This is a genomic window from Mesobacillus sp. S13 (genome assembly GCF_020422885.1).
In the GTDB taxonomy this organism is placed as follows: domain Bacteria; phylum Bacillota; class Bacilli; order Bacillales; family Cytobacillaceae; genus Mesobacillus; species Mesobacillus selenatarsenatis_A.
This window is the reverse complement of sequence record NZ_CP084622.1, coordinates 1,710,324-1,723,606: the sequence shown is the minus strand read 5'-3', so window position 1 is coordinate 1,723,606 and position 13,283 is coordinate 1,710,324. Positions and strand designations below refer to the sequence as shown.

Below are 13,283 nucleotides of genomic sequence, written 5' to 3'. Positions count from 1 at the left end.
ACCCGCCAGTTTTTTTAGCTGACGGGTTTTTTTCCGGTGCAAAAGATCAGGCAATTGCCTCTTTTTTCTTTTTATACTGTTTTACAAAACCTATGATAGCTGGAATGAATGCAGTTGAAGAGACAATCATTAACGTAAGAAATAAATTTTCCACAACCCATGAAATATTTCCGAGGATGAATCCTGCCGTCAGCCAGAGTGCTGTCCAGATTAATCCCCCTATAATGTTATAGCTTAAGAATGTTCTATATTCATATCCAGTATATCCTGAAACAAATGGGACAGAGGTTCTCATGAGTGGAACAAATCTTGAAGCGGTAATGGCCACCCTGCCATAATCAGATAGGAAATCTCTCGCCTTGCCGATCGATTTATCTGAGGTTAAGCGGTTTAGAAAATGGTTTTCGGATTTTAACTTCCCAAGCTGTTTACCGATGAAGAAATTCTGGCTGTCACCCAAAATAGTTGCAGCAGTAAAAAGCATAAACAAGATTTTAAAATCTAAATCTCCGGTAGCCGCAAGAGTACCGCTCGCGAAGACCATTGAATCGCCTGGCAAAAATGTCAGGATAACAAAAGCCGTTTTAAAGTAGACAATCAAAAACAACATAATATAAATGGCTGCCCCATATTCATCAATATAGTAGTGGAGACTGCTATCAATATTTTTCAGCAACTGTATAACCTGTTCCATGAGTCTGTTCCTCCTACTATATAAAATTTATATTACCTAGCCTAATTGCCCAAAGCTTATAATTATATTGAAACATACTTATTGAGTTGTATGCCAACAGGTTCCCCTTAAACTTTATTTCTTTTATTTACCCCGATAGAAAAAGTGTACCCTACTCCAGGATACACTTCCGTTCATTATTATTCTTTAGGTTTGGCAACATTTCCGCTCAGGGCTTTTTGCCAATCTTCCTCTTGATCTGTATTTATGAAGTCGTGTAGATTTCCAAGTCCCCACTTTCTGTCTTGAAACCCAAACCAAAGTGATACATCGTTAATATATTTCTCCTTACCATTGATCATCATCACCAAATCAACTCTTCCTATCGGGTATGTATCATCCAGCTCGACATAAAGATTTCTATAGTCAACTAGATAAGTGCCTTTCTCTTTTAAAGACTGAACTCGCTTACTCCAAACTTCTTTTGCTTCTTCATAGGGGATGGTTGGAGATAAATCAGATGCAGCATCATAAAAATGAATCCCATCAAACGCTGCTTCGTAATTTTGTTCTTTTAAATTTTCCAAAACATGTTTTGCAGCCTTTTTGGATTGAAGCATATCTGCTAAACCCGGAACCACAAATGCAGTTAAAAGACTCAAACCAGCCATGATTGCTATAATCCCGATTATTTTCTTCATATAAGCACCTCGTTATTATCTGAAAATTCCACTTTTTTATTTTATCACACCCTGCTAATAATTTAACCATATTTTACTAAAATGCAAAAAGCAGCCAATAGGCTGCTTTCAATCAAATATTTTTGGCGGTTCCCCATTCTGATGGATTTTTGCGCCATTCTGCAAGGCTATCAAGACTTTCTTTCGTGATGAGCCCTTTTTCCTCTGCCAGGTTAGAAAGAGTCGTGAAGTCAGTCAGTGAGTGTGCGGAGATATTTGCTGAATCCAGCTTCTGCTTCCCTTTTTCTAGTTCATATGTAAAAATTGACACAACACCAAGTACTTCACAGCCTGCTTCTCGCAATGCCTCAACTGCTTCAATAACACTGCCTCCGGTTGAAATTAAATCTTCAACAACCACGACCTTTTGTCCTTGCGTCACCTTACCTTCTATTTGATTCCCTTTTCCGTGCCCTTTTGCTTTAGAGCGAACATAGCTCATCGGCAAATCAAGAAGTTCGCTGACCCAGGCAGCATGAGGTATTCCGGCTGTAGCTGTTCCCGCGATTATCTCAGCATCCGGAAAATGCTCAACAATCAAGCTTTTCAATCCTTCAGCTACCTTTCTGCGGATAGCTGGATAAGAGAGCGTGAGTCTGTTATCACAGTAGATCGGTGACTTCATTCCCGAAGACCATGTGAATGGATTGTCAGGCTGAAGGCTAACGGCTTCGATTTCCAGCAATGCTTCTGCTATTTCTCTTTTCATTGGTAAACACCCTTCCATTCATTTTTAATCTTCAGATAGCTTTCAAGTGGATTTGCAGCACGGGTAATCGGCCTGCCGACGACGATCGCTGAAATCCCTTGCTCTCTTGCAAATTCAGGTGTTGCCGTACGCTTCTGGTCCTGCGAGCTGCTGTCCACCGGGCGGATACCCGGTGTGACTGTCAAGAATTCTGTACCCAATTGGCTGTGAATGAGCCTTGCTTCATGAGGGGAACAGACAACTCCATCTAGACCGGACTTTTTCGCTAATGTCGCATAATTCATTACCGACTCTTGTAACGACACCCTGATGAGCTGTTCAGAATTGACCTGGATTTCTGATGTACTTGTCAGTTGAGTGACTGCAATGCAAGCTGGACGCTTAAGACCTGGAGGAGTGCCTGCATCAAGTCCTTCGATTGCTGCTGCCATCATTTCCGAACCCCCTGCGGCATGGACATTGACTAAGTCGCACCCCAAACCTGCGAGCACCTTCATAGCACTTTTTACAGTATTAGGGATGTCATGGAGTTTCAGGTCAAGGAAGATTTTATGATTCTGCTTCTTTAACTCATCAATGATTGACGGCCCCTCACCATAAAAAAGCTCCATTCCTACCTTCACAAAAAGCTGTTCATTTTCAAATGGTTCAAGGAACTCAAGCACCTTACCCTTGTTCGGGAAATCAAGGGCGATAATAAGCGAGTCTTTCATTCTTCTTCCAGCTCCTTCCCGTTAGTTCTGTAATGTGGTCTGCACCAAGCTTGGCAAGCCATTCAGGCAATTCTTCAATGATTTTGGGGCATACAAAAGGATCGACGAAATTCTGGGTTCCGACCGCTGTCGCACTGGCACCGGCAAGGAAAAACTCGATGACATCTTCTGCTGACTGTATCCCTCCCATTCCGATGATCGGGATGGATACATGCTGGCTGACTTCATAAATCATCCTGATGGCGACTGGCTTCACGGAAGGTCCTGACAAGCCGCCGGTTTTATTCGCAAGGATCGGCCGAGCTGTTCCCAGGTCAATTCTCATGCCCAGCAATGTGTTGATCATTGTTATCCCATCCGCTCCTCCGTCTTCAACAGCCCTGGCGATCTTGACAATGTCGGATACATTGGGAGAAAGCTTCACATATACAGGCACTTCAGACACTTCTTTTACCTTTCTGGTCAGCGCCTTCGCCATATCGGGATCCGTGCCGAATGCGATCCCGCCAGTCTTGACATTTGGACAAGAAATGTTCAATTCAAGCGCATGGACATTTCGAGCCTTGGACAGTTGTTCTGCTACCTTTACATAATCATCCTCTGTTGAACCAGCGATGTTAGCAATGATTGGCACATCAAACTGCTCGAGCCAAGGCAGTTCTTCATTGAAGACCTTCTCGAGACCTGGATTCTGCAAGCCGATGGCGTTAAGCATCCCACCTGGTGTCTCGGCAACCCTCGGGGTCGGATTTCCAAATCTCGATTCCGGGGTCGTAGCTTTTACCATGATTGCCCCTAAGAGACTCAAGTCGTACAGTTGGCCGAACTCTCTGCCGAAGCCAAAGCAGCCTGAAGCTGGCATGACTGGATTTTTCAGGTTTAACCCTGGCAGATGGATTGATAGCGAACTCATATGACAACCTCCCCTGCTTGAAAAACTGGCCCATCACTGCAGACCTTTTTATAGGAAAAGCCATGTGGATCATCCTTTGTATGGCAAACACATGCAAAGCAAGCACCGATACCGCATCCCATTCGCTCTTCAAGTGACAGATAGGTTCTTCGTGCATCATTTCTATTTTCAAGTGCCCTCAACATTGGTGTTGGACCGCAAGCAAAGAGAAAGTCTGCCTTGAGACATAGTACATCAAGAACATTAGTGACAAACCCTTTCCTGCCATATGATCCATCTACAGTGGCCACATAGACTTCCCCAAATTCCGCCAGCTCTTTCTCGTAAAAAACATCTTGAGCTGATTGGAATCCGATAATGGTTATAACGTTCACTCCTCCACGGGCCAGCTGCTTAGCCAGCTCATACATCGGAGGAACACCAACACCGCCGCCGACAAGGATAGCTGTCTGTCCTTGTTTCGCTTCATCTACTGGGAAACCATTGCCTAGGGGTCCTAGTACATCAACTGTCGTGCCTTTTGTCTTACCGGCTAGCAGGGAAGTTCCTTTTCCCTGCCTGCGGTAAATTATCGTGTACGACCCCTCATTGATTGAAGCGATACTGATCGGCCTGCGCAAAAGCGGGTCAAATCCATCTGCCACCTTTACATGGACGAATTGTCCGGCCTGTTTCATTTCAGCGGAAAGCTCACCTTCAAGAACCAGTTCAAAGATGTCTTTGGCAATCTGCCTATTGCTCACTATTTTGCAGTTTTCCTGCCTGATCATATGAGAACACCTTCTACGGCTGGCTCCATAGGCTTTAGGGCATCTGCTGAAAATGTCATAGATTCAATGACTCTTAAAATCGCTTTTGCTGTATCCAGTGATGTCAGGCATGGTACACCATTTTCTACAGATTCGCGGCGGATCCTAAATCCATCACGTTCTGGCTGCTTGCCTTTTGTCAGCGTATTGATGACCATCTGTGCCTCACCCTTGCGGATCACATCAATCAAGTTCGGTCCGTGAGCACCGATTTTTCCGACTGTCTTTACCTTAATGCCGGCATTTTCAAGATAGTTGGCTGTCCCCTCTGTCGCCATTAGTTGATAGCCAATGTTCGAGAATCTCTTCGCCAGTGCCAGAGCTTCTTCTTTATCCTTATCTGCTACTGTGAGGAGTACTGTGCCAAACTCCTTGAACTTCATACCAGCTGCAACCATTCCTTTGTACAGGGCTTTCTCCAGTGTTGTATCTTTACCCATAACTTCCCCGGTAGACTTCATTTCCGGTCCGAGGGTGATGTCCACCCTGCGTAATTTTTCAAACGAGAATACTGGTACCTTCACAAAAACTCCATGCTGCTCTGGAACAAGTCCTGTTTCGTAGCCTTGTTCTGGCAGGCTCTGGCCAAGAATGACCTTGGTAGCAATCTTTGCCATCGGAACATTCGTGATTTTGCTCAGGAATGGTACCGTACGGCTGGAGCGAGGGTTGACTTCGAGCACATACACTTCCTCATTCACAATGACATATTGTATATTCAGCAGCCCGACAATGTTCAATCCTCTAGCCAGATCAATCGTATAGTTTACAAGCTTTTGTTTTACTTCTTCACTTAGGCTTTGAGGCGGATACACACCGATTGAATCACCCGAGTGGACACCTGCTCTTTCGATATGCTCCATTATTCCCGGGATCAATACGTTCTCACCATCGGAAATTGCATCGACCTCCACTTCTTTTCCAGTCAGATAACGATCGATCAGCACAGGATATTCCGGATTGACTTTCACTGCGTTTTTCATATAGTGCAGGAGCTCTTCTTCCTTATAGACAATCTCCATTGCCCTGCCGCCGAGTACATAGGATGGTCTTACAAGGACTGGGTAGCCAATTTCCGATGCAATCAACGCTGCTTCTTCCACTGATTTCGCTGTGCTTCCCTTTGGAAGAGGGATTTGGAGGTCGGATAGTGCATGCTCAAACTTGTCGCGGTCCTCTGCTCGATCTAGGTCCTCTAGGCTTGTTCCGAGAATTTTAACTCCCCTGTCAACAAGCTTTGAAGCTAGGTTTATCGCAGTTTGCCCGCCGAATTGAACGACCGCTCCAACCGGTTTTTCAAGATTGATAATGTTCATGACATCCTCGATGGTTAATGGTTCAAAGTACAGTTTATCCGAGATGCTGAAATCGGTAGAGACCGTTTCAGGATTGTTATTGACGATGATGGCCTCGTAACCCGCTTCCTTGATGGCTTTGACGGAATGGACGGTTGCGTAATCGAATTCGATTCCCTGCCCAATCCTGATTGGTCCGGACCCAAGTACGATGACGCTTTTTCTTTCTGTCACTACTGATTCATTTTCTTCTTCATATGTGCTATAGAAGTATGGCGTTTCTGATTCGAATTCAGCGGCACAAGTATCGACCATTTTAAATACAGGAATAAGGCTATTCTCAAGCCGCCACTGGTATACTTCCTTTTCTTCGACATTCCACAGATTGGCCATTACCTTATCCGAAAATCCTTTTCGCTTTGCTGATCTGGCTGTTTCCAAGTCAAACTTCTGCTCAGCAATCTCTTGCTCAAAAGCTATCAATCTCTCTAGTTTATGAAGGAAGAATCTATCGATTTTGCTCCAGCTGTGGATCGTTTCAATCGAAACGCTTCTTCTGATTGCCTCTGCAATGTAGAACAATCTTTCGTCTCCAGCCTTGCGGATTCTCTTTTCAAGCAATTCATCGTTGATTTCACTATGATTATTCAAAGAAAGGTGGATCACATCAGCTTCAAGAGATCGGATCGCTTTTAACAGTGACTCTTCAAAAGTGCGCCCGATTGCCATAACTTCACCAGTTGCTTTCATTTGAGTTCCAAGTGTGCGGTTCGCAGATTCGAATTTATCAAATGGCCAGCGCGGGATTTTGGTTACCACATAATCAAGCGCAGGCTCGAAGCAGGCATACGTTTTTCCTGTCACGGGGTTCAGCATTTCATCAAGTGTCAATCCTACCGCAATTTTCGCTGCAAGCTTTGCAATTGGATAGCCCGTTGCCTTCGAGGCAAGAGCAGAGGATCGGCTGACCCGCGGATTCACTTCGATTACATAATAGTTAAAGCTATCTGGATCAAGTGCCAGCTGGACATTGCAGCCGCCTTCGATTTTAAGGGCTCTGATGATTTTCAAGCTGGCATTCCTCAGAAGCTGATACTCACGGTCACTCAATGTCTGGCTTGGTGCGACAACAATGGAATCCCCTGTATGGACACCGACTGGATCGAAGTTTTCCATATTGCAGACAACAATGGCATTGTCATTGCTGTCACGCATGACTTCATATTCGATTTCCTTGAAACCGGCAATGCTTTTTTCAAGCAAACATTGTCCTACAGGGCTGTTTTTTATGCCGCTAGTCACAATTTCAATCAATTCTTTTTCATTGCTGCAAATGCCTCCGCCAGTTCCTCCCATCGTAAAAGCAGGGCGGACAATCACTGGATATCCGACTCTCTCCACAAAGGTGTAGGCTTCATCAAGGTTGTGGATGATGTCGCTGTCAGGGACGGGCTGTCCGAGCTCATTCATCAGGCTTCTGAAAAGTTCCCTGTCTTCTGCCTGGTTGATCGCATCAAGTTTCGTCCCGAGAATTTCCACATTGCATTCTTCCAACACTCCTGCCTTCGCTAGTTCCACAGCCAGGTTTAATCCTGTTTGACCTCCAAGTGTCGGCAGAATGGCATCCGGGCGCTCTTTGCGAATGATCCTCGCCACAAATTCAAGAGTAAGAGGCTCTATGTATACAACATCTGCAATTTCCGTGTCCGTCATGATTGTAGCGGGATTCGAGTTGACGAGTATTACCTTATAACCTTCTTCACGCAATGCGATGCATGCCTGCGTTCCTGCATAATCGAATTCTGCCGCCTGGCCTATAATGATAGGGCCAGATCCTATAACTAATATACTATTAACATCTTTACGCTTTGGCATTTGTGACAGCCTCCTTTTTTTCTGCTTCAACTAGCTCGATGAATTGGTTGAATAATCCGTTCGCATCCTCCGGTCCTGGAGACGCTTCTGGATGATATTGGACTGTGAATGCTGCCGCCGTCTTATGGGCCAGCCCCTCGATCGTCCCGTCATTCAATGCTATATGTGTAACCTCAAGCTCTGTTCCTGTGACAGAGTCTTCCGTAACGGTATATCCATGGTTTTGAGACGTCAGTGCTACTTTTCCTGTTTGTAAATCCTTTACTGGATGGTTCGAACCGCGATGACCGAATTTCATTTTCTCTGTATCTGCTCCGCAGGCTAGGGCAAATAACTGATGTCCAAGACAAATTCCGAACATTGGAACCTTACCCAGCAAGCTCTTGATCATTTGTATTGCTTCTGGCACATCTTTCGGGTCCCCAGGTCCATTTGACAGCATGATGCCATCCGGGCTAAGACTTAGGATCTCGTCAGCAGTCGTATTATACGGGACAACAACCACATCACAATTGCGATCATTCAACTCTCGCAAAATTCCGTGCTTTAGTCCGAAGTCAACCAGGACCACCCTGTGGCCGCGGCCAGGACTTGGGTAAGCTGTTTTCGTGGATACTTGCTTTACCTGATCACTTGGCAGGAGTCTGCTCTTTAATGTGGCAATGACTTCATCGGGATTTGCATCCATCCCGCAGATGGATCCTTTCAATGTCCCGTGCTGGCGAATGATCTTCGTCAACTTTCTAGTATCGATCCCGGCTATGCCAGGTATGTTTTTCATTTTTAGGTAAGCATCCAAAGGAAGTTCAGAGCGCCAATTGGATGGAAAGTCAGCATTCTCCCTTACGACGAGACCCTGGACTGCAGGGTTGATTGATTCAAAATCATCTCGATTGATGCCGTAGTTACCGATTAGCGGGTATGTCAATGTCACAATTTGTCCGCAGTATGATGGATCTGACAAAATTTCCTGGTAGCCAGTCATTCCTGTATTGAATACCACTTCTCCTGCCGTCGCTGTTTCACTGCCAAAGCCTTCTCCAACAAATACCGTGCCATCTTCCAAAATCAACTGCTTTTTCATGCGGTCACAACTCCCTTTTCCCAGACTATTTTTCCTTCAGCAATCGTCATTACAGGCCATCCCTTGCATCTCCAGCCTGCGAATGGTGTATTCTTTCCTTTTGATAAAAATTCTTCTGGATTGATTTCTTTTTCTTCATCAAGGTCTATCAATACAATATCCGCTGGTGCCCCAGCCTTCAGCTCACCATAAGGCAATCCGAATGCTTTCGCGGGTTTGACAGTAAAAAATTCTATCAACTGTTCTAAGGTAATGACATTTGTTTTGACCATATGTGTATACAGGAGAGGAAATGCTGTTTCCAGTCCGACAATCCCAAAAGGAGCAAGTTGAATTCCTTCTGCTTTCTCCTCGATCGTATGCGGGGCGTGGTCAGTGGCGATAAAATCGATCGTCCCGTCCAGCAGCCCTTGAATCAATGCCTCCTGGTCTGCCTTGCTCCGGAGCGGAGGATTCATTTTATAGTTGGCATCATTGCCTGTTATGTCATCTTCATTTAAAAGCAGATGATGCGGTGTTACCTCTGCCGTAACCTTTATGCCATATCTCTTTGCATCCCGGACTGCCCTGACCGATTCTTTCGTGCTGATATGGCAGACGTGGTAGTGGCAGCCTGCCTCTTCGGCGAGTAAAATGTCCCTTGCTATATGTACAGATTCGCAAACTGACGGGATTCCGTTGATTCCCAGTTCAGCGGCTTTTTTTCCTTCATGGAGTGAGCCCTTATTGATCAATGTATTCTCTTCGCAATGTGCAACTATTGCCATATCAAGCTTTGCCGCCCTTTTCATTGCCTCGAGCATCATTCCTGCAGATTGGACACCCACACCGTCATCTGTCAGCGCGAAAGCTCCAGCTTCTTTTAATCCAGCGAAATCAGTCAGCTCCTGGCCAAGCTCCCTGACTGTGATCGATGCATAAGGTAAAACTCTTGTGGAAGCTGTTTGCTTTATTTTTTCCTGTAGCCATTCCATCTGTTCTTTTGAATCAGGAACAGGTCTCGTATTCGGCATGGCAGCAACAGTTGTGAATCCTCCTCTTGCAGCCGCCAGTGTACCAGTAGCAATCGTTTCTTTCTTTTCACCGCCTGGTTCACGAAGATGGACATGCAGATCTACAAACCCTGGTGCAACCAGCTTGCCTTCAGCATCAATGATTTGTTTGGCTTCAGTCGATAATCGAGATCCGATTTCAGTGATTTTTCCGTCCTTTATTAAAATATCTTTTACTTCAAATCCTGCTTCAGTAAGCAATCTGCCATTTTTGATCAACATTGTCATTCTTCATTCCTCCATTCCTATTTTCGAGTGCCCTTTTTAACACTGCCATCCTGATGTACACGCCATTTTCCATTTGTTTAAAAATCCTTGATTTCGGACTTTCAACTAATTCATCTGCGATTTCGACTCCGCGATTGACTGGTGCCGGATGAAGAATGATGCTGCCTTTTTTCATCATCTTTTCTCTTTCAATTGTCAAACCATAGTTTCGATGGTATTCATTCTTATCAAATATCAGCTTGCCGTCATGCCGTTCATGCTGGACTCTCAGCAACATCACCACATCCGCCAACTGGATCGCCTCGTCTACTGACAAATAAGAACAGCCGTGGGGAAGCTTGTTTTGGTCCACCCACTCTTCAGGTCCTGAAAAAACCACCTTTGCCCCCAGCCTTACAAGGGCGTCTGCATTAGACCTTGCAACACGGCTATGTAGGATATCTCCGATAATTGTGACTGTAAGCCCAGTGAAACTTCCGAACTCTTGCTGGATTGTCATCAAATCTAGCAAGGATTGTGTTGGATGATGGCCTCTGCCATCGCCGGCATTGATGATGGGAATCGAAATCCCATTTTCGAGTTCAGAGAAGTAATTGTCTGCATTATGTCTGATCACGACTGCGTCGGTGCCGATTGCTTCAAGTGTTTTAACGGTGTCATACAAGGTTTCGCCTTTTAAGACGCTTGATGTCTGGACCTCAAAGGGAATCACCTCGAGTCCCAACTTACGTTCAGCCACCTCAAAGCTGGACTTTGTCCTTGTGCTTGGTTCATAAAATAAATTGCTGATGAACACCTTTTTAACAGGCTGCCAGGTTTTCCCGCTGGAAAATTCACTAGCTGACAGAATGATATCCTGTATCTCTTTTGTACTAAGCTGAGATGTTGTCAGTAAATCCCATTTCATGTCCATTTCCCCTCCTTTTTTTCAAGAAAAAAAGCACCCTGTTTTCTGATCAACAGGGTGCTTAATCATGAGCGAGCCGGCATAAACCCTGTTTGATAGGGTTTGCATGCATCTTAAATAAGCCGGTTCGCTCATAACACCCTTTTAAGCCTCTCAGGACTTTATTAAAAGGTGGTACTATGCTACATCGTTCTTTTGCTCAGTTTTTTTTTCAGTTTCTGTTTCAAACATGTCTTCTTCTGGTTCTGGACGACCAGGAAGTACAAGGTTAAGGATGACACCAATTAGTGCGGCTAAAGCCATGCCATGAATTTCGAAGTTTTCATTCAGCTTAATGAATGCTCCGCCAATCCCGATTACAAGGATGACAGATGAGACGACCAGATTGCGAGTGTTCCCAAAGTCGATTTTGCTGTCCACCAGCATTCTCAAACCTGATGAAGCGATGATCCCGAAGAGCAGGATGGATACTCCACCCATGACCGGAGTCGGGATTGAGCTGATCAGGGCTGTGATTTTACCGATGAACCCAAATACTGTTGCGATGATGGCTGCTCCAAGCAGGACATACACGCTGTATACTCTAGTGATCGCAAGGACACCGATATTTTCACCATAGGTTGTCTTTGGCGGTCCGCCGATCAGGCCTGAAATCATTGTTGCCATTCCATCACCAAGGATGGAGCGGTGAAGACCTGGTTCTTTAATATAATCCCTTCCAACAACCTTACTCAGTACAAGCTGGTGGCCAATATGCTCTGATAATGTAACGATTGCTACCGGAACCATCAGCATGACGATTTCCAAGTTGATACTTACATTGTAATGTACGAATGGGAAGATGAAGTCTGGCATTTCGAATAAATCTGCCTCTTTTACCCCGCTGAAATCCACGATGCCTATTGCCATTGAGTATAAATACCCCACAATGATTCCAGCTAGGATTGGGACCATGCTGAGCATGCCCTTTCCGTAAATCGAGAAGACGATTGTAGCTGCCAGCGTTACTAAAGCTGCCGAGAAGTGAATCAAGCTATACTCAGTAGTGCCTGGGACATTCATTGCCATGCTGACCGCTGTGCCAGCTAGTGAGAGGCCGATGACAATGATGACTGGACCGACTACGACTGGTGGCAGCAAGCGCATGATCCAGCGGTAGCCTGCCTTTTTAATGATCAGGGCGACAATTCCATATACAAGTCCTGCCAGGAAGGTTCCAACCATGGCTGCACCTGGTCCCCCGCCTGCTTTAGCGGCGATGACTGGTGCGATGAAAGCGAAGGATGAACCAAGATAAGCTGGAACCTGGAATTTTGTGATGATCAGGAAGGCGATCGTTCCAAGGCCGCTGGAAATCAAAGCGATTGCCGGGCTTAAGCCCACCAGATACGGTACAAGGATTGTAGCGCCAAACATGGCGAATAAGTGCTGAATGCTAAGTGTGAACCATTGGAATGGAGATGGTACGTCTTTAATATCTAGGATTGGTTTGTTCATGTTTATTCCCCTCTCTTTTTTGTACAAAAAAACCCTCTTTGCCAGTAGATACAAAGAGGGTATGGGTTAAAAAAACCCGCACAAAGCCATCAGCCATGCGTTCCCCCTTTTCAGTCTCTCTGGACTGCATTTAAAAGGGCTCTATTTATTTTTCAAAAATGCTTACGCGTTCTTCTTCATCTACTTCCTGGAGTTCGACGACGATTCTTTCCGAGCTTGATGTCGGGATGTTCTTGCCCACAAAATCTGCTCTGATCGGCAGCTCCCTGTGTCCCCTGTCGACCAGCACAGCAAGCTGTATGGTCGCTGGACGGCCGATATCAATCAAAGCATCCATACCTGCGCGGACTGTCCTGCCAGTATACAGAACATCATCCACCAGGATCACTTTTTTATTTGAAATGTCGACCGGTATATCCGAACCTTTTACTTCAGGCTCCTGGTCATTCGTCTTCTTCGTCAAATCGTCGCGATATAATGTGATGTCGAGCTCACCTACCGCGATATCCGCACCTTCAATCTCACGGATTCTTTCAGCCAGCCTTTTCGCGATATAAATCCCTCTGGTGCGGATTCCAACAAGCACGCTGTCTTCGATTCCCTTGTTTCTTTCAATGATTTCATGGGCAATTCTCGTCAGGGCCCTGCGAATTCCCTGGTGGTCGAGCACAACCGCTTTTTCTGCCATTTGTTTTCACTCCTTCTCTATTTACGATTGAAAACGGAATAATACTCGCAAAAAACCCTCTTGTCTGTTTAGGCAAGAGGGTAAACGTGTGGTGTTAGCA

At 45.3% G+C, this 13,283-nt stretch carries 12 protein-coding genes; all 12 read right to left on the bottom strand.

Annotated features, from left to right (window positions below):
• Positions 1 to 46: 46 nt before the first annotated feature.
• The 12 genes from LGO15_RS08620 to pyrR all read right to left on the bottom strand — a co-directional run bounded on the left by LGO15_RS08620 (position 47) and on the right by pyrR (position 13,183).
• Entirely contained in the window at positions 47 to 694 is a 648-nt protein-coding gene (locus LGO15_RS08620) for a DedA family protein (RefSeq protein ID WP_167831799.1), read from the bottom strand.
• Positions 695 to 873: 179 nt separating this feature from the next.
• Positions 874 to 1,374: a hypothetical protein gene (locus LGO15_RS08615; RefSeq protein ID WP_167831800.1), complete on the bottom strand. Its 501-nt coding sequence runs from the start codon at positions 1,372 to 1,374 to the stop codon at positions 874 to 876.
• Positions 1,375 to 1,486: 112 nt separating this feature from the next.
• Positions 1,487 to 2,122 (bottom strand): orotate phosphoribosyltransferase, encoded by a 636-nt coding sequence (gene pyrE / locus LGO15_RS08610; RefSeq protein WP_167831801.1) that lies wholly within the window; start codon positions 2,120 to 2,122, stop codon positions 1,487 to 1,489.
• Entirely contained in the window at positions 2,119 to 2,835 is a 717-nt protein-coding gene (gene pyrF / locus LGO15_RS08605) for an orotidine-5'-phosphate decarboxylase (protein ID WP_226087337.1), read from the bottom strand. The genes pyrE and pyrF overlap by 4 nt, the downstream gene beginning before the upstream one ends.
• Positions 2,807 to 3,748, bottom strand: coding sequence for a dihydroorotate dehydrogenase (locus LGO15_RS08600; RefSeq protein ID WP_226087336.1), 942 nt, complete (start codon positions 3,746 to 3,748; stop codon positions 2,807 to 2,809). Before LGO15_RS08600 ends, pyrF begins: the two co-directional genes overlap by 29 nt.
• Positions 3,745 to 4,518 carry a dihydroorotate dehydrogenase electron transfer subunit gene (locus tag LGO15_RS08595; protein WP_226087335.1) on the bottom strand — a complete coding sequence of 258 codons (774 nt, stop codon included), beginning with the start codon at positions 4,516 to 4,518 and terminating at the stop codon, positions 3,745 to 3,747. The genes LGO15_RS08600 and LGO15_RS08595 overlap by 4 nt, the downstream gene beginning before the upstream one ends.
• The gene (carB, locus tag LGO15_RS08590) at positions 4,515 to 7,727 is read right to left on the bottom strand and encodes a carbamoyl-phosphate synthase large subunit (protein ID WP_226087334.1); all 3,213 of its coding nucleotides are present in this window, start codon (positions 7,725 to 7,727) and stop codon (positions 4,515 to 4,517) included. Before carB ends, LGO15_RS08595 begins: the two co-directional genes overlap by 4 nt.
• Positions 7,714 to 8,811 (bottom strand): carbamoyl phosphate synthase small subunit, encoded by a 1,098-nt coding sequence (locus LGO15_RS08585; RefSeq protein ID WP_226087333.1) that lies wholly within the window; start codon positions 8,809 to 8,811, stop codon positions 7,714 to 7,716. Before LGO15_RS08585 ends, carB begins: the two co-directional genes overlap by 14 nt.
• Positions 8,808 to 10,091, bottom strand: a complete 1,284-nt coding sequence (locus tag LGO15_RS08580; RefSeq protein ID WP_226087332.1) for a dihydroorotase — start codon at positions 10,089 to 10,091, stop codon at positions 8,808 to 8,810. Before LGO15_RS08580 ends, LGO15_RS08585 begins: the two co-directional genes overlap by 4 nt.
• On the bottom strand, positions 10,054 to 10,998 hold the full coding sequence (locus LGO15_RS08575; protein WP_226087853.1) for an aspartate carbamoyltransferase catalytic subunit: 945 nt from the start codon (positions 10,996 to 10,998) through the stop codon (positions 10,054 to 10,056). Before LGO15_RS08575 ends, LGO15_RS08580 begins: the two co-directional genes overlap by 38 nt.
• 177 nt (positions 10,999 to 11,175) lie before the next feature.
• Entirely contained in the window at positions 11,176 to 12,495 is a 1,320-nt protein-coding gene (locus LGO15_RS08570) for a solute carrier family 23 protein (protein WP_226087331.1), read from the bottom strand.
• A gap of 145 nt (positions 12,496 to 12,640) precedes the next feature.
• The gene (gene pyrR, locus LGO15_RS08565) at positions 12,641 to 13,183 is read right to left on the bottom strand and encodes a bifunctional pyr operon transcriptional regulator/uracil phosphoribosyltransferase PyrR (RefSeq protein ID WP_167831808.1); all 543 of its coding nucleotides are present in this window, start codon (positions 13,181 to 13,183) and stop codon (positions 12,641 to 12,643) included.
• Positions 13,184 to 13,283 lie beyond the last annotated feature (100 nt).